The organism is Alicyclobacillus suci, from assembly GCF_017329615.1.
GTDB classification, from domain to species: Bacteria; Bacillota; Bacilli; order Alicyclobacillales; family Alicyclobacillaceae; genus Alicyclobacillus; species Alicyclobacillus suci.
Window position 1 is genome coordinate 1 of record NZ_JAFMTW010000004.1, and the last position, 20,324, is coordinate 20,324.

Below are 20,324 nucleotides of genomic sequence, written 5' to 3' on the forward strand. Positions count from 1 at the left end.
AAAAAATGGCGTTGTTACTTGTGTTTCCATCGTCGCTGTGACCAAGGTCACGTCGACCGAAACTTTTAGGCGTGTGTGTTCAGTTTTCAAGGAACCAAAAGCTTTACGGACAGCACCGCTTGAAGCGGCGAGAACTAATATAACACGAGCTTCAAAACATGTCAAACACAACTCGACATTTTTTTGGTCGAATCGACAAATAGCGCTATGTCTTTTCAAAAGGGTAATCAAATGTGGAAACGGATATACATCCTACTGGGTAGAATTTCACAAGAAATGTCCTAAGGGACGAAGCACACATCACATCATACCGATATCGCGCATTCACGCGGACATCCCGATAGATAACGCCTTTTTTCAATAGCCAGCCATAGCCAGCCATAGCCAGCCATAGCCAGCCGCCTCGCCTCACCTGGGAGCTTATCCAACATCGGATATGTCCTCGGCAAGGGATAGGCGGCGAAATACACGGCGTTAGGCCGGACGGCGTTCACGGTGTTGCAACTTTGGCCGCTTGCGGATGACTTCACTGACGAGAATGCCAAAAAGAATGAGCAGGACACCGAGCCAGCGCAGCCACGTGATAGATTCCTGGTTGATAATCCAGGCGCCAAAGACAGCGGTCGGCAGTTCGATGGTGCCAAGGACGCCAGCCATCCTGCCGCCGATGCGCGGAATGGCAATCAGCATCAGTACCGTCGGCAGAACTTGACTCAACAATGCGACCCATCCGCCCCAATAGTAAACCGAAGGTTGATGAAGCATGGCATGAATGGTCGATCCCGGCGGGAACACGATGAAAATCAGCAGCATGGCGACCGTAACCACCAGAGCCGAGCGAAGTTGGGGGGAGACGGCGGGATCGTTATATTCAGACATGTACAAATTGAGCGCATACGACAACGCCGACAACAGCCCCAAGCCAACCGCCCAGAGCGGGATGTGCTGCCACTCGCCACCCTTCATGCCGACTGCCAGCACGGTTCCGACCAGAATGATGACAAGCCCTGTCCACTTGGCCACATTCGGCCACTGACGCTTGATGATAATATCGAGGACCACCGTCATCCAAGCGAACTGGAACAAGAGAATAATGCCAAACGACGCCGGAAGTATGGTGAGCGCCCGATAATAACAGTAACTCACGGAAGCATTACAAAGGCCAATAAACAAAATCAACAGCCACTGCCGACCACTGATTTTGGCGCCGCGCGGCGTGACAAGCGCAATAATCCAGAGGACGGCGAACGCCAACACATATTGAATATTTGTCATCACTGACGCGCTGAACCCATGCGCGTAGCCCAGCCGCAAAATTGGCGAGACAAACCCGTAACACGACCCAGCAATCAGCATCATAAGCATGTATAAGGCCATACCAATCCTCCTCGTGAAAAAACCGGGTCACAGCCCGGCTTTCCAACAAGAAGTATGATACCCAAAAGGAATTATTGCTGCCAATGACTTGCGATGTCGCGGCGATACTGCATCCCGCTAAAGCGTGCGACATCCAATGCACCATAAACTGACTCAATCGCCGCCGGAATGTCCTGTGCCACAGCGCTCACCGTCAGGACACGTCCGCCTGCGGTAACAAGTTGGTCACCACGGAGCGCCGTTCCTGCGTGAAAAACGCAAACGCCCGACGGCCAGTCAGATGCCAGTTCAATCGGCGTGCCACTGTCCGATTTTGCCGGGTACTCGCCCCCCGCGAGCACCACGCACACAGCCGCCTTCTCATACCAGCGCACAGCCACATCACCCAGTTCATCGTGCGCGACGGCCCACATAATCTCAAGCAAATCCGTCTCCAGTAGCGGCAGAACCACTTCCGTCTCCGGATCTCCAAAACGAGCATTGAACTCAATCACCTTAGGCCCTTCCTGTGTCACCATCAGTCCCGCATACAGAACGCCCCTGTACGGAATACCCTCGGCCTTTAGATACTGAACCGTCGGTTCAATAATCCGCTCCGTCGCAAACGCGGTCCAGTTCGCCGAGAGAAACGAGGGAACGGGTGCAAACGCGCCCATGCCACCAGTGTTTGGACCTGTGTCCCCATCGCCGACGCGCTTAAAATCACGCGCTGGAATCATCGGCACAACCGTATTTCCGTCGACAAAGTACATCAGCGACACTTCGGTGCCTCTCAAAAATTCTTCGATCACGACCTTGTGTCCAGACGCACCAAACCGATTCCCCTCTAGCATATCGGCGATAGCACGGTCCGCCTCCGCCAACGTCTGGGCTACAACGACGCCTTTGCCGGCTGCCAACCCGTCGGCTTTAATCACCACAGGCGCACCCAGTTCAGCCGCGAACGCCTGCGCCGGGGCCACCTCTGTGAACACCTCATAGCGCGCGGTTGGCACACCGGCGCGACGCATCACGTCTTTCGCAAACGACTTCGAGGCCTCCAACTGCGCTGCAGCGCGGTTTGGGCCAAATACCGGAATCCCTGCATCCTGCAACACATCCACCAACCCCTCGGCCAGTGGCTGCTCAGGCCCAATGACGACAAAGTCGATTTGCTCCGCCTGAACCCACTCCACAATCTTTGCGTGTTCACGAAGCGGGATATCCACTTTCGCAGCCAATTCCCACATCCCTGGATTCCCCGGCAACGCGTACAACACCGGCTCCAAATGACTTTGCGCCAACTTCCACGTAATCGCGTGTTCCCGCGCGCCCTGTCCAATGACGGCGACGCGCGGGTAATTCCGCAATGTCTTCATCTCGTGTTCCTCCGCTCCTCAGTGCAAAAAGTGGCGCGCGCCGGTAAACACCATCGCAATGCCGAACTCGTCTGCAGCCTGAATGCTCTCCTCGTCGCGCAATGAGCCACCCGGTTGCACAATCGCCGTGACGCCAGCTGCTGCAGCTACTTCCACCGTATCTCGCATCGGGAAGAAGGCGTCCGACCCCATAACGCTCCCTTTCGCTTTCGATCTCGCCTGTTCAATCGCAATCTTCGCCGCACCGACACGATTCATCTGCCCTGCGCCGATGCCAAGCGTCTGCACCTCGTTGGTGAGGACAATGGCGTTCGATTTGACGTATTGCACAGCCCGCCAGGCAAACCGCAAAGCCGCATCCTCGGCGCCTGTCGGCTGGCGTTTGGTCACGACGTTCCACGATGCTGGCTGCGTCGCCTGATCGACTTCCTGCACCAGGAAGCCACCGGAAACACGTTTCCACGTGGTCGCACCCGGCGCCCACAGCGGTTGCTTCATGTCGACCGTCAACAACCGCAGATTTTTCTTCTTTTGTAGAATCGCTCTGGCGTCGGCGGAGAAATCAGGCGCAATGATGATTTCCAGGAACAATTTTGAAAGCCGTTCGCCAAGCTGCGCATCCACTGGACAGTTGAGTGCCACAATGCCGCCGAATATGGAAACCGGATCTGCCTCGTGCGCACGCGTATAAGCCTCGTCAATCGTCGCGCCAATGCCAATGCCGCAAGGATTCATGTGCTTGACAGCGACGACTGCAGGCATTTGAAAATCGTCAAAGCCACGCAAAATCGTGAGGGCCGCATCCGCATCCTGAATGTTGTTATAAGACAGTTCCTTCCCTTGCAGCTGCTTGGCCTGCGCGATGGTCGCCATACTGGCGTTCGATTCTATGTAGAAATGCGCTGCCTGATGAGGATTTTCGCCGTAGCGCAGCGCTTGCTTGGAAATGCCTTCAACTTGGAACGTCGATGGCCAATTGCGCTGCGCAACTGTGTCGTCCGGTTCGTTCGCGGTCGTCGACGCCGAACGCGCTAGGTAGTCGGCAATCAAGGCATCGTAACGCGCAGTGGTCTGAAAGACCTTGCGTGCCAGTTCGCGGCGCAATGTCAGGTCTGGGCCACCCGCTTCGTAAGCGGAGAGGACGCGCGGGTAATCGGCGGGATCGACCACGGGAAGGCAAAATTCGTGATTTTTCGCCGCGGATCGGAGCATCGACGGCCCACCGATATCAATCATCTCAATGGCCAACGCTTCGGTCACGTCAGGGCGGGCGATGGTTTTCTCGAACGGATAGAGATTGACGACGACTAGGTCTATCAACTCGATGCCGAATTTCTCGAGTTGCGCCAAGTGCTCCGCATTGTCGCGACGAGCTAAAAGCCCGCCATGGATATGTGGATGCAGCGTCTTCACGCGGCCGTTGAGAATTTCCTCAAACCCCGTATAAGATTCGACTGTCGTCACTTCGAGTCCGTGTTCCGCCAGATGTTTTGCGGTATTGCCCGTCGATAAAATGCCGAATCCGAGTGATTGCAACGACTGGCAAAATGGCACGATACCCGCTTTCTCAAATACGCTTACAAGCGCCCACTTCTGCACGAATCCACCACTCCTTTGCCGCCCATGCGGCGACTTTTTATCGTAACTCGCAGCAAGCTGCGAACAGCGACTCACCGAAAATGAACAGCGGGCGTACCGGCCACAATCTCACCGATTCGATAGACCGTCTCCCCCTGTTCCTCAAGTTGTTTGGTCACTTGGTCAACTGCTGAAAGGCTGGTGACGACGATATAACCAATCCCCATGTTCCAAACGCGCGTGGCTTCCGTGAAGGTCATTTGACTCTGCTCCAACAGCCACGTAAACACAGGCTCGCGAGGCCAAGTTGCAGCATCAATCAGCGCCGCCGTTCCCTCCGGCAGAACGCGTGGCAGGTTTTCGTTCAACCCACCACCTGTAATATGCGCCATCGCGTGCACAGGCAGTCCAGCAGCCAGCAATTGGAGAATCGGTTTGACATAGATGCGCGTCGGCGTCAACAGCCTATCTGCCACGCACACTGTATCCCCCGGCAACACGTCACGCCATCCCAGCCCGGCATCCGCAATCAACTTGCGAACCAAGCTGTAACCATTGCTATGCAATCCACTCGAAGCGAGACCAAGGATGACGTCCCCCGGTTGTACCTGTTCCCCCGTGATCATCGATGGCCGATTGACCACGCCGACGGTGAACCCAGCAATATCGTACTCGCCTTCCTGGTACATCCCAGGCATCTCTGCCGTCTCGCCGCCAACCAACGCCGCGCCAGCGAGTTCACACCCGCGCGCGATGCCGGAAACGACGCTTTCCGCAACGTCGACATCAAGCTTGCCCGTCGCCAGATAATCGAGGAAGTACAAGGGCTCCGCGCCGACGGTCAGGATGTCGTTGACGCACATTGCGACACAGTCCACGCCCACGGAATCGTGCTTCTTCGCCGCAAACGCCACCTTCAGTTTGGTGCCGACGCCATCTGTTCCAGAGACGAGAACAGGCTCTGGATACTTTTCAAGATCAAGTGCAAACCCGCTGGCAAAACCTCCAATCTGACCGAGCACGCCCGAGCGCTTTGTCTTCTGAGCGAGTGCCTTGTAGCGGTTTGCGGCAGCATTGCCGGCGGCGATGTCGACGCCCGCTTGTTTATAGAGATCCAACTGTGGCACCTCCTACATGGACGAGCTCGTGATGGGGTGAACTGAGGGACTGGTCAATCAGCGCCGTTGGATAGTTTCGCGTGAAACACGCATTGCAAAAGGGGACCGCGTCACCTTTCACGAAGCCGAATCCGGCCATCAAGTCATCCACAGTGAGAAAATGCAGACTATCGGCTTCAATCAGTTCACAAATCTCCTGAACCGTGTTGTTGGCGGCAATCAATTGCCCCTCTGACGCCGTATCGATGCCATAGTGACAAGGGCTCACGTACGGTGGGCTGGAGATGCGAACATGAACTTCGCGCGCACCAGCAGATCTAAGCAATCGAACAATGCGCCGCGACGTGGTCCCGCGCACAATCGAATCGTCGATTAAGACGACACGCTTCCCCTCGACAATCGACCGCACCGCATTCAGCTTCAGTCGCACGCCGACGTCGCGCAGCTCCTGCGATGGCTGGATAAACGTCCTGGCAATATAGCGATTCTTGATGAGACCCGTTTCCAGCGGCAGTCCACTCGCCTCCGCATATCCAGCCGCAGCGGAGACGCTCGAGTCGGGCACGCCAATCACAATATCCCCGTCTGCGGGGTACTGCTCCGCCAAGATGCGACCCAGCCGTTTGCGAACCGCGTGTACGTTCCAACCGTCGACATCGCTGTCCGGCCGCGCAAAGTAGACATGCTCAAACGTGCACATCTTGCGTGCGCGGCGCGTGGCAAAGCGACTGGCGTGCAGGCCTTGAGCGTCGATGCAAATCATTTCTCCCGGCTCGATGTCGCGGATAAATTCCGCACCGATGGTGTCGAGCGCACACGACTCAGACGCCACGACGTACGCGTCGCTTAGTTGGCCAAGCACCATCGGGCGCAAGCCTAGCGGATCACGCGCGGCGATAAGCTCGTCGTTGCCCAGGATAACGACCGAAAATCCACCTTGAATCTGTTGCACTGCAGATGCGACAGCTTCCGTCAGATCTTGTGCGCCAGCCTTGGCGATGAGGTGCGCGATAACCTCCGTGTCGGTCGTCGTCTGAAATAGACTGCCTTCTTGTTCAAGGCGAATACGAAGCCATTTAGCATTGACCAAATTGCCATTATGCCCGATGGCAAAATTCCGCGCGTGCGTGTTCAACGTGATGGGCTGCGCGTTTTGCAATGTATTCGCGCCCGCTGTGGAGTAGCGAACGTGCCCAATGGCCGCGTGACCAGAGAGTCCTTCAAGTTCACCGTGTTTGAACACGTCGGCGAGCAACCCTAACCCTTTGTGACTGTACATATTCGTTCCGTCCGTCGTGGCAATCCCGGCGGCTTCTTGGCCGCGGTGCTGCAGTGCCACGAGTCCGTAATAGGTGAGCGGCGCAGCTTGCGGGTGCCCATAGATACCAAAGACCCCACACTCTTCCTGCGGTCTGTCCAGTTTCTCTGTCTCTATCAGAATGCTGTCCACGCAAAGGTCCTCCCCTTCGTCTCGGCAGTTCACGCAAATCCGTCCAGGGCAGATTGCCCCGGACGCGTCACTTAGTGAGTGGCAGTCAGTTGCTCAGCGACAAAGAATGATGGGATGGCCCCTTCATACGTGGCCACCAGTTCGTTGAGAGGTAATTCTACGAGAAGCGCGCCTTGCAGCTTAACGCAAAGGGTCTCGCCAGTGAGTTCGCCCATCTTCCTGGCTGGCACGTTAAAGGTTGCCGCGAGGCGCGCAAGCGCATCGGCATTCGCCGAAGTGACTGCGACCAAGACGCGGCCCTGCGCCTCAGAGAAGAGCCAGCCGTGCGCGTCAGCCCCATCGGCGACCTCCACTTCTGCACCGATTCCCGATGCGATGCAGATTTCCGTCAGTGTGATGGCGATACCCCCTTCGCTGACGTCGTGCGCCGCTGCCACCAGGCGTGCGCCTGCGACTTGTTGCAACAACTGGTGCAAGCGTGCCTCTTGTGCAAGATTCACGTACGGCGCGTCACCGGCCGGTCCACCACAGACCAGTTCGCCATACAGCGTCCCCGAGAGCGAGTCATCCTCGCGCCCTAAGACCCACAGTTCCGTCGGTTCCAGAACACTTTTCGGCGCACTCGGCACGCGATGCTCAATGCCGTCCATCACGCCGATTGCACCGACCACAGGTGTCGGCTGAATATCGACACCACGTGTCTCGTTGTACAGACTCACATTGCCGCTGACCACTGGCGTTCCAAGCGCCTCACAAGCCTCGGCCATCCCCTCGATGGCGTCGCTCAATTGACGCATAATTTCCGGTTTCTCCGGGTTGCCGAAATTGAGACAATTGGTGATGGCCAGCGGCTTCGCGCCGACCACAGCCAGGTTGCGAACCGCCTCGGCCACAGCAATCTGTCCACCGCGTCGCGGATTCAAATAGACGTAGCGGCTGTTGCCGTCCGTCGCCATCGCAACCGCCTTGTTCACTCCCGGCACCTTGACGAGTGCCGCGTCGTGACCAGGACCAAGAACTGTAGAAGCGCGTACGGACGTATCATACTGGCGATGCACCCACGTTTTGTCCGCCACGCTGGGATGCGCCAGCAGTTGCATCCACGCCTCAGAAATCGCAAGCGTCGTAGGAACAAACTGTGGGACGGGTGGCTTCCAATCCGCAATCGGCCGTTCATAAACGGGCGCCTCGTCGACCAACGCCGCCACGGGCATGTCCGCCACGACTTCACCTCGGAAGAAGAGGCGTAAACGACCGTCGTCGGTCACGCGACCGACATTGGCAACTTCCAGCCCAAAGCGTCGAAAGATTTCAAAAGCAACTTCTTCACGACCGCGCTCTAACACCACGAGCATGCGTTCCTGCGACTCAGACAACATCATTTCGTATGGCGTCATGCCCGATTCGCGCACCGGCACATCATCCAGATTCATCTCAATCCCGCCGCCGGCGCGACTGGCCATCTCCGCGCTGGAAGACGTCAACCCTGCCGCACCCATATCCTGAATGCCCACCACAGCACCTGATGCAATCAGTTCGAGACACGCTTCCATCAGGAGCTTGCCGAGGAAGGGGTCACCCACTTGAACCGCAGAGCGCTCTTTCTCGTGTGGGTCTTCCGCAGACGCGAAGGTTGCACCGTGAATGCCATCACGGCCTGTTCTCGCACCGACGACAAAAACTGGATTGCCGACGCCCGTCGCCGTGCCTGTGACCATCTCGTCGCGTTTGAGCAATCCGACGCACATCGCATTGACCAACGGGTTTCCGCGATACGTTGGACTAAACTGAACCTCGCCGCCAACGGTCGGGATGCCTACACAATTGCCATAGCCACCAATCCCGGCGACGACCTGCTCAAACAAGTACCGCGTCCGACCGTCTTCGAGCGAGCCAAACCGCAAGCTGTCGAGAAACGCAATCGGCCGCGCGCCCATCGTAAAAATATCGCGCAAAATACCACCCACACCAGTTGCGGCACCTTGGTAAGGCTCCACCGCCGACGGGTGATTGTGACTCTCCATCTTGAACGCAACCGCCAAGCCGTCGCCGATATCGACCACGCCAGCGTTTTCTCCAGGCCCCTGCAAGACTTGCGGACCGGTCGTCGGGAACTTGCGCAAATGCGCCTTCGAACTCTTGTAACTGCAGTGCTCCGACCACAGCACACCAAAAATACCCGCTTCGACGTAATTGGGCAGGCGGCCCAATTTCTCGACCACTTGCTGGTACTCCGCGTCTGTCAGTCCAAGTTTCCGGTAGATTTTCTCGTCACGAATTTGCGCTGCCGTTGGCTCCAACAAGGGCACGTGCCTCCTTCATATAACGGTGCATCGAGAGAAACATGCGGCGTCCATCCACCGAATCCATCCACTCCATCACAGCTCGCTCAGGATGTGGCATCAAGCCTAAAACGTTGCCTTGCAGGTTTAGAATTCCGGCAATATTTTGTACAGAACCATTGGGGTTCGCATGATAGGTGAAGGCCACGCGACGGTCAGCTTGCAGTTTTGCGAGCGTCGTATCATCCGCCACGAACCGCCCCTCACCGTGCGCAATCGGAATGCGAATGCGCTCCCCGATGGCATAGTCGGCGGTAAACGGACTTTGGTTGTTTTCGACGACCAATTCGGTCATCTCGCAACGGAATTGCAAATTGTCATTGCGCAACAACGCGCCCGGCAACAGGTGTGACTCCGTCAACACCTGGAAACCATTGCAAATCCCGAGGACGAGTTTGCCTTTCTGAGCCTCTCGCTTGACCGCTTCCACCACCGGTGAAAAGCGGGCGATAGCACCGCTTCGCAAATAATCCCCATAAGAAAAACCGCCCGGTAGCACAATCGCATCAAAATCAGACAGGTCACGCGCGTCATGCCAGATAAGATGTGCTTCGTCGCCCGTCACCTCGCGAATGGCAAAAGCTGCGTCCTCATCGCAATTCGATCCCGGGAACACAATCACAGCCCACTTCATGAAAGGGCGACCTCCTTGAGTGTGTACGCGTACGTTTCCATGACCGGGTTCGAAAGCACACGTTCACACATCTCCTCAACGCGCGTCTGTGCTTCGGACAGAGAGGCACTTTGAACTGTCAAGTGCATGTATTTGCCAATGCGCAAATCACTGGCCTCTGCATAACCTAATGTGTGTAAGGCTTGTTCTACAGCGTGCCCCTGTGGATCAAAAACGGATGGTTTGAGCCAGATGCGAACCTCAACTTCGTACGTTTTCACGTCGGTGACCCCTTTCGCGGTATGCGGTATGCGATGTGTGCTGTTTCACAAGTCTCTCAGAAAATGGCCGTGATGCGCGCGTAAACCTCTTGATACGCGTCTTCGACATTCCCCAAATCTTGACGGAATCTATCCTTGTCTAATTTTTTGCGCGTCTCCATATCCCACAAGCGACAAGTGTCAGGAGAAATTTCGTCGGCGAGGACGATATCCCCGTCGGTCGCCTTTCCGAACTCAAGCTTAAAATCCACCAGAATCAATTGACATGCCGCGAACTTGGCCTGTAGAAGCGCATTGATGCGAAGCGCCTGCGACCGAAGCACGTCTAGTTCCAATGCGGTGGCAAGGCCGAGGGCGAGGGCGTGATCGTCTGTAATCAGCGGGTCTCCCAATTCGTCGTTTTTAAGATAGAACTCGACGATGGGCCGAGGCAGCGGCGTGCTCTCCGGAACACCGAGCCGCTTCGAAAAACTCCCCGCGGCAAGGTTGCGAACGACGACTTCAATCGGGATGATGTCGACCTTTTTTACCAGCGTCTCGCGCGCTGAAATTTGTTCTATCAAATGCGTCGGTACGCCGTTCTCCGACAGGTAGGTAAACAAGAGGTTGCTCATCTGGTTGTTGATGGCGCCTTTGCCGACAATCTGCCCGCGTTTGACCCCGTTAAACGCCGTGGCGTCGTCCTTATAGATGACCTTCACCACATCAGCCTTATCCGTCGCGTAAACCTTCTTCGCCTTTCCTTCGTACAGCAGCGTCTCCACCGTCATCTCATCGCTCCCCTTCAATGTGAAAGCCAGGAATGTGAAAGCCAGGTTCGAGTATTACAGGCCAAGTCGTTCAAAAATCGTATCCACGTGCTTGATGTGCCAACTCGGATCAAAACAATCATCAATCTCCGATGGTGACAAATAGGTTCGCACCGTTTCCGAACTCGCGACCAGCTGTTTGAACGACGTTCCTTCTTCCCACGCCTGCATCGCCAAAGGCTGAACCGTATCATAGGCGGCTTCACGCGACAGCCCCTTGTCAATCAAGGCCGTGAGCACCCGCTGCGAAAAGACGAGCCCATGTGTCCTATCCATATTGCGGCGCATATTTTCCGGATAGACATGCAAATCTGTGAGAATGCGATTCATCCGATTGAGCAAGTAGTCGACCAGAATCGTGGCATCTGGCAAAATCACGCGCTCGACGGACGAGTGGCTGATGTCGCGCTCGTGCCACAAGACGACATCCTCCAACGCCGGCACGACATACCCTCGCAATACGCGCGCCAGGCCGGAAATCTGCTCGCAGGAAACCGGGTTGCGCTTGTGCGGCATGGCGGACGAACCTTTCTGACCCTTGTAGAACGGTTCCTCCAATTCACGGACTTCCGACTTTTGCAAACCGCGAATCTCCGTCGCAATTTTGTCGAGCGTCGTGCCAATCAACGACAACGTGAACATAAACTCCGCATGCCTGTCTCGCTGCAACGTCTGCGTACTGATAGGAGCCGGTTTCAACCCTAGCCGCGCACATACCTTCTCTTCAATGCGCGGGTCAACATTCGCATACGTGCCGACCGCCCCCGAGATCTTGCCATACCGCATGCGTTCACACGCGGCGTCAAACCGCTCGAGGTCGCGTGTCAGTTCGGCGTACCAAAGCGCCACCTTGAGGCCGAAAGTCGTCGGTTCCGCATGCACGCCGTGCGTACGCCCCATCATCACCGTGAACTTGTGCGCTTGCGCCAGCTTTTTCACCGTCGCCAACAACGTCTCCAAATCGTTTCGAATCAGTGCCATCGGCTCGAGCAATTGAGCGCAAAGCGCTGTATCGACGACGTCTGTAGAAGTCAAACCGTAGTGAACCCACTTTTTCTCCTCACCCAGTGACTCGGAAACAGCACGAGTAAAGGCGACCACGTCGTGGCGCGTCTCCCGCTCGATTTCGAGTACCCGGTCGACGTCGAACTTGGCATTCTGTCGAATCTTTTTGGCGTCTTCCGCCGGGATGACACCCAGTTCCGCCCATGCTTCCACCGCCAGAATTTCAACTTCGAGCCACCATTTCATTCGAGCTTCCAAAGTCCATAAGCGCGCCATTTCAGGTCTACTGTAGCGATCAATCAAAGTTGGTCCTCCTCTTTCTCACTTCACTCATATCCTAACACGAATCGCCCGGAATCCGAACATTAATTTTAATTCCATATAAAACGTTCGGATTTCCTGGCGGATTCAGCGAAAAAGAATCGGCGCCTGCGGTATTCCCTCGCAAAACGCCGAATTCCCCCTCGCTTAGCTCACGTAGAACACGTAACGCCAAATCGCGAGAATGACGATGATGTACATTAGCCAGTGAATTTTCACGTGCTCGCGGCGGAAGATCATCTGAATCAATCCGATGATGACAAACGATGCAAACCCAACCGCAATGCCATTGCTAATGCTATATGTCAGCGGCATCGCGATAATCGTCAAAAACGCCGGCAATGCGATGCCGATGTTCTCCCACTCAATGTTGCGAACCGCGCCCATCATCAACACGCCGACGATGATCAGCGCCGGTGCCGTCGCCTGATCAGGAATGACCAACGCAATCGGCGCCAAGATGAGGGCAATCCAGAACAAGATGCCTGTAGTGACGGCCGTCAAGCCCGTGCGGCCACCAGCGGCGACGCCGGAGCCACTCTCGACGAACGCCGTAATGGTACTCGTCCCCAGCAACGCACCGATACTGACGCCAAACGCGTCGACCAACATGGCGCGGCCCAGCCGCTTGTGCCCTGTGTCGCCTTCCAACAGCCCAGCCTTGCTCGCCGTACCGACGAGCGTGCCAAACGTGTCGAACATCTCTACGAACGTAAACGTGAATAACGCGCTCACTAACCCGTAGTGCCAAATGCCGGTCAGACTGAGGGAGCCAACTTCCAGACCACTGAAGTTCGGCAACCACGATCCGTGCAGACCCGAGAGTGACGTAACGCCCATCGGGATACCAATTAACGTCGTCACAATAATGCCGATAATCATGGCACCGGGGATACGCAGCGCCATTAATGCCCCTATCAACAGCACGCCAATCAACGTTAAATCGGTTTGTGGGCTGTGCAACGACCCTAAGTTCGGCTGCCAGCTGTAGTTATCGATGATGTCATTCGGCTTATAGGTCGCATTTTGGGCGCCCGTGAACGACATCGAGATAAGATCACCATCTTTAAAACCAATCATCGTGATAAACAGACCGATACCGACGGTGATAGCCGCCTTGAGTGAATCCGGCACCGCGACGACAAGCATTTGCCGAATTCGAGTCAATGTCAAAATAATAAAGACAATACCAGAGATAAAGACAGCGCCCAGTGCGTCCTGCCACGGCATATGGCCTGGTCCGTGACCGTTTTGGGCCGCAATGACGGCAAAATATGCGTTCAACCCCATACCTGGCGCCAGCGCGATTGGGTAATTGACAAACAGGCCCATCAGCAATGTGACGAGGCCCGACGCGACACAAGTCGCGAAGAAGACCGCCCGCTCGTCCATCCCCGTGCCAGAGAGGATACTTGGATTCAAAAAGATGATGTATGCCATCGCCATGAACGTCGTAATGCCCGCGACGATTTCACGACCGACGGTAGTGTTGTTCGCGCGAAGGCGGAACAGTCGTCCCAATACCCCTTGCTCTTCTATGTGCTCTTGATGTACGGCCAAGAAACTTTGCCTCCCCTAACGGATCCCCCGTGGTCTCTTTATTCCCACTCAATGGTGGCTGGTGGCTTCGACGTAATGTCGTACACTACGCGATTGATGCCGTCCACTTCGTTGACGATGCGCGTGGAGATGCGCGCCAGAACGTCCCAAGGGATGCGGGCGAAATCCGCTGTCATGCCCTCCTGCGATACCACAGCCCGAATGGCAAGCGTAAATGCGTACGTCCGCTCGTCACCCATGACGCCGACAGTTTGATTGCTCGTCAACACCGTGAAGTACTGCCAAATTTCGCGATTTAACCCAGCTTGCGCAATTTCCTGGCGCAGAATGTAATCGGACTCGCGGACAATGGCGAGTTTCTCTTCTGTGATGTCCCCCATCACCCGAATGGCGAGTCCCGGACCAGGAAACGGCTGGCGCCAGACCAATTCACTCGGAAGTCCCAGCTCTTCACCAAGTCGCCGCACTTCATCCTTAAACAGTTCCTTAAGCGGCTCGATAATCTCGAACTGCACATCCTCAGGCAATCCGCCGACGTTGTGATGCGACTTGATGGTCGCAGCCGTCTTCGTTCCGCTCTCGACGATGTCCGTATACAGCGTGCCCTGCACAAGGTAAGCAAAGGGGCCCAGTCTGTCGGATTCCGCTTCAAATACGCGGATAAACTCTTCGCCGATGATCTTCCGCTTGCGCTCGGGATCAGACACGCCGCACAACTTACCAAGAAATCGTCCAGATGCGTCAACCCGCACGACGTCAATCCCCAACTGCCCACCTAGATTTTCCATCACCGCATCCGATTCGCCTTTGCGCAGGAGGCCGTGATCGACAAAGACAGCCGTGAGCTGGCGGCCGATTGCGCGATGGACGAGGGCGGCCGCCACGGAGGAATCGACCCCACCAGACAGCGCGCACAACACGCGTTTGTCGCCAACCGCTTCGCGAATCTTGTCCACCGATTCACGAATCAGGTTTTGCATGGTCCAATCGCCTTTGCAACCGCAGATGTCAAAGACGAACTGGCGCAGTTGATCCATGCCATGAACACTGTGATGTACTTCCGGGTGGTACTGCACCGCGTAAACAGCTTTGTCCGGCGCGCTCATCGCTGAAATTGTGCCGCTGGTGGTTTTGGCATCCAGCTGAAACCCTTTTGGCACATGCGTGACGACGTCGCTGTGGCTCATCCACACTGGCTGCAGTGTGGGCTGTCCCGCGAACAACTTGGAAGCGCCCGGTTGAATTTCCAAGTCTGCGCGTCCGTACTCACGAACTGCACCACGGGCGACATCGGCGTGAAAGGTGTGCGCAATCAACTGCATCCCATAACAAATGCCGAGAACGGGGACACCCAACTCGAAAATCGCTGGGTCTACCTTCGGCGCATCCTCCGCAAAAACGCTCTTCGGGCCACCGGAGAAGATGATTCCCTTGAGGTTTTTGGCACGCAGTTCGCTAACGGACACATCGTGCGGTAGCAGTTCGGAAAATACGTTGAGTTCGCGGATTCGTCGCGCGATAAGCTGGTTGTACTGGCCGCCGAAATCAAGGACGACGACGACTTCATGCTGTGACATGCTGGCACTTCCCTTTCTATTTTGAGGTCCAACCCACGTTGGAACCCCCTTGAGGTGGTTATTTAATGTTCAACTGCAACAAAAAAGGCCGCCCTCGTGGTCTGTTTTCCTAGGTTGCCCATAGGGTTCCCAGAAAAATGGAAAAACAGATACGAAGGTCGGCCTTTTCGCAAACGACGGCCACAACCAGGCAGCAATAGAAAAGCTGCCGAGCTCGCTGGACGCAGCTTGGCGCAATTGATAATGAAAAACCGACCTCGTAGTCAGGCAATTTAAGGTTGCCCGGTAGAGACTGCCAGGCCATATCCCCGGCATTATACGAGTCTCCAAATTACGCACTCATTCTACCTGTGCGGCTCTATGTCGTCAATTGGAGATTTGTGTCGGCTTTTCGACTGATAGAGTAGACGCAGCCATTTCATACTCGTCTGTTGCATGGTCGCCGCATCCAACCCACTAATTTCCCCGCCCCCATACAACACGCGTTCAACGGTCTGCACGAAGGTCTGATATTCTTCCTCTGCAATGCCAACGCGCGCGGCAAACGGCCACAACTCCCGGACGGTCAGCGACTGCTTCAACTGGTACCTGCGACGCAGAGCGCGCAGCAAAAGGGCGTATACGCGAGCAAAGGTTCGCAACGGGTCACGCCCCCACTGACGCTCCAACCGCGCATACAACATCCGGCGCCGCCAAACCATCAGGACGACGGCTGCGGCGACCCCCACGCCTACAGCCACCCACAGCGCGACGCGCCCCACAACGATGACGATACGCAACCCATTGCCACCTTGACCGCCTTGCTGAACATCCGGCTGCTCCGGGTGCTGGGGCGGCACCTGAGGCTTGGCAGGCGTCGGTGCCGAGGTCGACGAATCTGGTGTTGTACTTCCTGCATCCTTCGGGGCGGCGAAGGGCATCTGAAAGTTCGGTGTCGGGTCAAACGGAATCCAACCGTACGTGGGAAAATACACCTCTACCCAAGAATGCGCATCATCGTTGGTAATAGTGTAGCTGTTGAGGTTCGCCGATGAATTCCCGTAATCTGGGGTCCCTGCAGCATATCCAGTCACCCAGCGCGTCGGCACGCCCAGCGTGCGCAACATCACGGCCAGCGCGGAGGAGAAGTTGTTGCAATACCCGACCTTACTCTGAAAGAGAAATTGTGCCACGTAATCCTGGTGTGGCCCGGGTACAGGCACACCGGAGGTCTGATAAGTATAGTTGTCCTGCAAGTACTCCATCAGCGCAGAAACCGCCGCATACTCTGTCTTGGCACCGGCCTGTGCAACAACCTGTTGCGCCAAAGTCTTCACGTCAGTTGGAAGGCTAGCGGGCAACTCCAAGTCGGCGTCCTGAATGTTTCGTGGCGCCTGCGACGCGACGCGGGCAACAGACGTCGTATCCTTCGCTAGTTCCTCGTACGGTGCCCGCAATTCCTCTACCTTGACCTGATAGGTTTGCCCTTTGCGCAGCTTTGGCGCATGAATGTTACCCTGTACATGATCGACAGAAAATGCTCCATGGTAGGCGCCAGGCAGGCTTAGCACATTGTCGATACGATATCCTCCGAAGAGATCGCTCGTATCGACGCTATCCGATTGGACGGTGATTGTCTCATCAAAAGAGACCGTCGGCAGGTCGTGAAACGTATAACCCTCAACGCCTGAAATCTTTTGCCCAACCGTCTGCTCGGCCATTTGGGCATCGGTCAGCGGCGCATAGGACACCCACCCCTTCCCGGTATAATCGGTCAGCGTCTGCCCTCTTAAGTAAGTCGGGTACGGACTTTCTACGGCGAGAACCGGTGTGTTATTTGTGACAAACGATCCGCCCAGATGACTGTTATCCAGTTGGTAACCAATCGTCTGCACGCCAGTGCCGCCACCGGATGCGGTACGGTGAAACGGATTGGGCCACACTGCGGGAGATTTTGGTGTCGTGAACCCGACCAACAGACAAAGTGCCAAAAGCCCGAGAACGGGCGTGTAAAAGCGAATGTCGACCCGTGACTTGTCCGCGGCAAACGCACGCACGCGCCGCAGTTGGTTTAATCCCAAAATGGCCAAAAAAATTATGGAAACCACGACGAGGGCGACATTCGGATGAACGTTCGTATTGCCGTCAATCGCCCCCAACACGACAAGGGCGAGCACATTGTAAAACATCCATAGGCGCAATCGATAACTGGCATAAGTGACCAGCCAAAAGACGACAGCGAGGCCACAGACAAACAAACAGGTCTGTAGGGGATCTTGCAGACCACCGCCGCGGACTGCCGCCACTGCCTGACGAACGAGAATCGCTGGCATGTGAATCAGCGAAAACCCTAGCGAATCCTCATCTGGGCGCCAAAAATAAACCACGTATCCGTAACAGGCGATGAGCGCACCGAGCACGTGCGCCCACCAGCGATGGACGATGGCGGCCGCCACAAAGACGAGCAGTGGAAAAAGAAACGTCTTCGGGCCGTTCAGCAAGCCCAAGTTCGCCACAGGTCCAAAAAAACTTTCCAACCAGACTGCACACAAGAGTGCGTGAACGGTCCGTTCGATGGTTTTAGTGTGACGAAACCGTCGCACCAGACACACCTCCTCTGCGCAAGAAGGACAGTTGATCGACATTGCGGATGAGATATACTGGTATGCCAGCCGCCGACAACCGTTCGTACCCCAGACGCTTGGCGTCTGTCAGCCGCTCTTCCGTCACGGGCACAAACAATTGCACGCGCCCCTGTCGCATGAGGTGCGAAAGGGCTACCGCCATCGGCTGATCAAGCCTCGGCGAAACGACCACGAACAGGGTGCCCCGGTTGGCATCGTCGGCGATGCGCTGCAGAAACGACAAAATATCGCGCGGACTTTGCGGCTGCATCGCTGCGAGCGCCTCCAGACAGCGTGCGAGCAGCGCGCCGTCGAGACCCGCCGGAAAAGACAGGTACGCATCTGCCGGGACGACCATGCCGAACTTACGATGATTGTCATACGCATTGCGAATGAGGGAAGCGGTTATCGACATCGCGACATCGAACTTAAGCGAGCCGTGCGCATCCCCCGTATACGATGCCGTCGTGTTGTCCGGAATAAACATAAACTCCGAGGTCACATGTTGCTCAAATTCCTTGGCCAACAACATGCCGCGTCTCGCGGTCATCGGCCAGTGGATTCGGTTCAACTTATCGCCGCGCACAAACTCGCGAACGCCAATGACGTTGCTGGACTCCTCACTCCTGCGGTGGGTCGGCTGGCGTTCGCCATACTCATCGGGTGCCGTGCCGGCCCAACCGCGCACAGGCACGACTTTCGGGTAGACAATGATGCGCTCTGGTTGCGCAAATGTGCGATGTACGCGTACAAAACCGAGCAAATCCCCCGTTTCCACCGTCATCTCCATCAATTCATAGACGCCACGCGGAAGCTGGTAAACGGTATACCCGTAGTCGATGGCACGCCGCCAAAGCGGTACGTGAATCCGGTCGAGACCCGATGTCTGAAACAACCAGCGATACGGCAGTTGCTCATGAATGCGCAACCAAAATAGCGGCCACATCGCCTGTCGCTCCACCAATACACGAACTTGTAAACTCTGTCCTGCTGTCAACCGATGCGCCGATACGTGCCTTTGAACCCGCATCCCCACCAGCGACGCTGAAAGGGTCAACCACTCGTATGCCGCCAGGGCCAAACAGAAGTAAAACAAAAACCAAGCGAAAAAACCGCCTGTGACCATCCCAAAGTAAAAGAGGCCCCCCATTACGAGAACCGTCATGAGTGCAGTGAGACCCACGCGCACGCGCATCAGCGGAGCGCTCCTTGCGTCGTTGGCACAGGAACGACATTCAGCAATTGGTTGACCACCGTATCGACATCCACGCCGGACAACCGAGCATCAGCCGTCAACAGCAGGCGATGGCCGAGTACATAGGGGGCCAAAAAGCGCACGTCGTCTGGTATGACATACGTCCGATTTGCAATAAACGCCAACGCCTGGGCCGCGCGAAACAACGCGAGACTCGCTCGTGGGCTCGCCCCGAGGTAGACATCAGCAAGGGTTCGGGTCTGTTGCACAAGCGCGACAATATACTTTTGTAGTTCCTCGTCGACACGCACGTCCCGCACCGATGTTCGCCATACCAAGATGTCCTTTGGCTCCACCACAGCATCTATCTCATCAATCGGGTGGCGGCGCTGTTGCCCTTTGAGAATCTGCAGTTCCTCTTCCACAGACGGGTAGCCCATTTGGAACTTCAACAGGAACCTGTCCAACTGGGCCTCCGGAAGCGGAAAAGTTCCCTCAAACTCAATTGGGTTTTCGGTGGCAAGAACAAAGAAAGGCGCAGGCAACGCATACGTTTCCCCATCGGCTGTCACGCTGTGCTCCTCCAGCGCCTGCAAGAGGGCGGATTGCGTCTTAGGCGAAGTCCGGTTGATTTCATCCGCTAAAACTACCTGCCCGAAAATCGGACCCGGACGAAACTCAAACGCCTGCGTTTTCTGATTGTAAATCGAAACGCCCGTTACATCGGAGGGCAATAGGTCCGGCGTGAATTGGATTCGGCGAAAGTGACACCCCAAAGTTTTGGCAGTCGCCCGCACCAACATCGTCTTCCCCACTCCCGGCACATCTTCAATCAGACAATGTCCCCCGGCTAACAGCGCCGTCAACACGAGGCGAATCACTTCGTCCTTGCCAACAATCACCTTGCGAATGTTTTGAATGACCGGCTCAACTTTTGGATTCCACTCATCAAACGTGATAGCTGTATTTGTCTCCGTCACACTTCCGACCCCTATCCGACATGTTTTGTCTGCGAAATGCTATGTGCTTTGCCGACGACATATCCAAACACCTTACATCCACGTAGTCTTTGTGCTCTATCCTACCAAATTGCTAGTTTACAAGCTATGGAAAATTGACAACAGATAGGGAATTGGT

15 protein-coding genes and 1 riboswitch are annotated in these 20,324 nt (G+C 55.9%); all 15 genes read right to left on the reverse strand.

Annotated features, from left to right (window positions below):
• Positions 1-474: 474 nt before the first annotated feature.
• A complete protein-coding gene (locus J3482_RS03190) occupies positions 475-1,377 on the reverse strand; it encodes an EamA family transporter (protein WP_206922052.1) in 903 nt (300 codons plus the stop codon).
• A gap of 71 nt (positions 1,378-1,448) precedes the next feature.
• On the reverse strand, positions 1,449-2,735 hold the full coding sequence (gene purD / locus J3482_RS03195; RefSeq protein ID WP_146821485.1) for a phosphoribosylamine--glycine ligase: 1,287 nt from the start codon (positions 2,733-2,735) through the stop codon (positions 1,449-1,451).
• Positions 2,736-2,753: 18 nt separating this feature from the next.
• Complete coding sequence (gene purH / locus J3482_RS03200) at positions 2,754-4,334, reverse strand: bifunctional phosphoribosylaminoimidazolecarboxamide formyltransferase/IMP cyclohydrolase (RefSeq protein WP_146821487.1); 1,581 nt, start codon at positions 4,332-4,334, stop codon at positions 2,754-2,756.
• A 71-nt stretch (positions 4,335-4,405) separates the two neighbouring features.
• A complete protein-coding gene (gene purM / locus J3482_RS03205; RefSeq protein WP_146821489.1) occupies positions 4,406-5,431 on the reverse strand; it encodes a phosphoribosylformylglycinamidine cyclo-ligase in 1,026 nt (341 codons plus the stop codon).
• Entirely contained in the window at positions 5,418-6,881 is a 1,464-nt protein-coding gene (gene purF / locus J3482_RS03210; RefSeq protein WP_438938564.1) for an amidophosphoribosyltransferase, read from the reverse strand. Before purF ends, purM begins: the two co-directional genes overlap by 14 nt.
• Positions 6,882-6,952: 71 nt before the next feature.
• The gene (purL, locus tag J3482_RS03215; protein WP_146821491.1) at positions 6,953-9,184 is read right to left on the reverse strand and encodes a phosphoribosylformylglycinamidine synthase subunit PurL; all 2,232 of its coding nucleotides are present in this window, start codon (positions 9,182-9,184) and stop codon (positions 6,953-6,955) included.
• A complete protein-coding gene (gene purQ, locus J3482_RS03220; RefSeq protein ID WP_146821493.1) occupies positions 9,153-9,857 on the reverse strand; it encodes a phosphoribosylformylglycinamidine synthase subunit PurQ in 705 nt (234 codons plus the stop codon). The genes purL and purQ overlap by 32 nt, the downstream gene beginning before the upstream one ends.
• Entirely contained in the window at positions 9,854-10,117 is a 264-nt protein-coding gene (gene purS / locus J3482_RS03225) for a phosphoribosylformylglycinamidine synthase subunit PurS (RefSeq protein WP_146821495.1), read from the reverse strand. The genes purQ and purS overlap by 4 nt, the downstream gene beginning before the upstream one ends.
• Before the next feature lie 56 nt (positions 10,118-10,173).
• Positions 10,174-10,887, reverse strand: a complete 714-nt coding sequence (gene purC / locus J3482_RS03230; protein WP_146821497.1) for a phosphoribosylaminoimidazolesuccinocarboxamide synthase — start codon at positions 10,885-10,887, stop codon at positions 10,174-10,176.
• A gap of 54 nt (positions 10,888-10,941) precedes the next feature.
• Positions 10,942-12,234: an adenylosuccinate lyase gene (gene purB / locus J3482_RS03235; protein WP_206922053.1), complete on the reverse strand. Its 1,293-nt coding sequence runs from the start codon at positions 12,232-12,234 to the stop codon at positions 10,942-10,944.
• 165 nt (positions 12,235-12,399) lie between these two features.
• The gene (locus J3482_RS03240; RefSeq protein WP_146821600.1) at positions 12,400-13,773 is read right to left on the reverse strand and encodes an NCS2 family permease; all 1,374 of its coding nucleotides are present in this window, start codon (positions 13,771-13,773) and stop codon (positions 12,400-12,402) included.
• A 77-nt stretch (positions 13,774-13,850) separates the two neighbouring features.
• Positions 13,851-15,389 carry a glutamine-hydrolyzing GMP synthase gene (gene guaA / locus J3482_RS03245; protein ID WP_206922054.1) on the reverse strand — a complete coding sequence of 513 codons (1,539 nt, stop codon included), beginning with the start codon at positions 15,387-15,389 and terminating at the stop codon, positions 13,851-13,853.
• Positions 15,390-15,629: 240 nt separating this feature from the next.
• A riboswitch (purine riboswitch) is annotated at positions 15,630-15,731 on the reverse strand.
• Between the two features lie 2 nt (positions 15,732-15,733).
• Positions 15,734-17,971, reverse strand: coding sequence for a transglutaminase-like domain-containing protein (locus J3482_RS21485; RefSeq protein WP_206916054.1), 2,238 nt, complete (start codon positions 17,969-17,971; stop codon positions 15,734-15,736).
• Positions 17,949-19,187 (reverse strand): DUF58 domain-containing protein, encoded by a 1,239-nt coding sequence (locus tag J3482_RS03255; protein WP_146821505.1) that lies wholly within the window; start codon positions 19,185-19,187, stop codon positions 17,949-17,951. The genes J3482_RS21485 and J3482_RS03255 overlap by 23 nt, the downstream gene beginning before the upstream one ends.
• Positions 19,187-20,167 carry an AAA family ATPase gene (locus tag J3482_RS03260; protein WP_328702202.1) on the reverse strand — a complete coding sequence of 327 codons (981 nt, stop codon included), beginning with the start codon at positions 20,165-20,167 and terminating at the stop codon, positions 19,187-19,189. The genes J3482_RS03255 and J3482_RS03260 overlap by 1 nt, the downstream gene beginning before the upstream one ends.
• Positions 20,168-20,324 lie beyond the last annotated feature (157 nt).

What these genes read in the sequence shown, in the direction of transcription:
- J3482_RS03190 (WP_206922052.1), bottom strand. Translation starts at nt 1,377, where the DNA reads ATGGCCTTATACATGCTTATGATGCTGATTGCTGGGTCGTGTTACGGG.
- purD (WP_146821485.1), bottom strand. Translation starts at nt 2,735, where the DNA reads ATGAAGACATTGCGGAATTACCCGCGCGTCGCCGTCATTGGACAGGGC.
- purQ (WP_146821493.1), bottom strand. Translation starts at nt 9,857, where the DNA reads ATGAAGTGGGCTGTGATTGTGTTCCCGGGATCGAATTGCGATGAGGAC.
- purC (WP_146821497.1), bottom strand. Translation starts at nt 10,887, where the DNA reads ATGACGGTGGAGACGCTGCTGTACGAAGGAAAGGCGAAGAAGGTTTAC.
- guaA (WP_206922054.1), bottom strand. Translation starts at nt 15,389, where the DNA reads ATGTCACAGCATGAAGTCGTCGTCGTCCTTGATTTCGGCGGCCAGTAC.
- J3482_RS03255 (WP_146821505.1), bottom strand. Translation starts at nt 19,187, where the DNA reads ATGCGCGTGCGCGTGGGTCTCACTGCACTCATGACGGTTCTCGTAATG.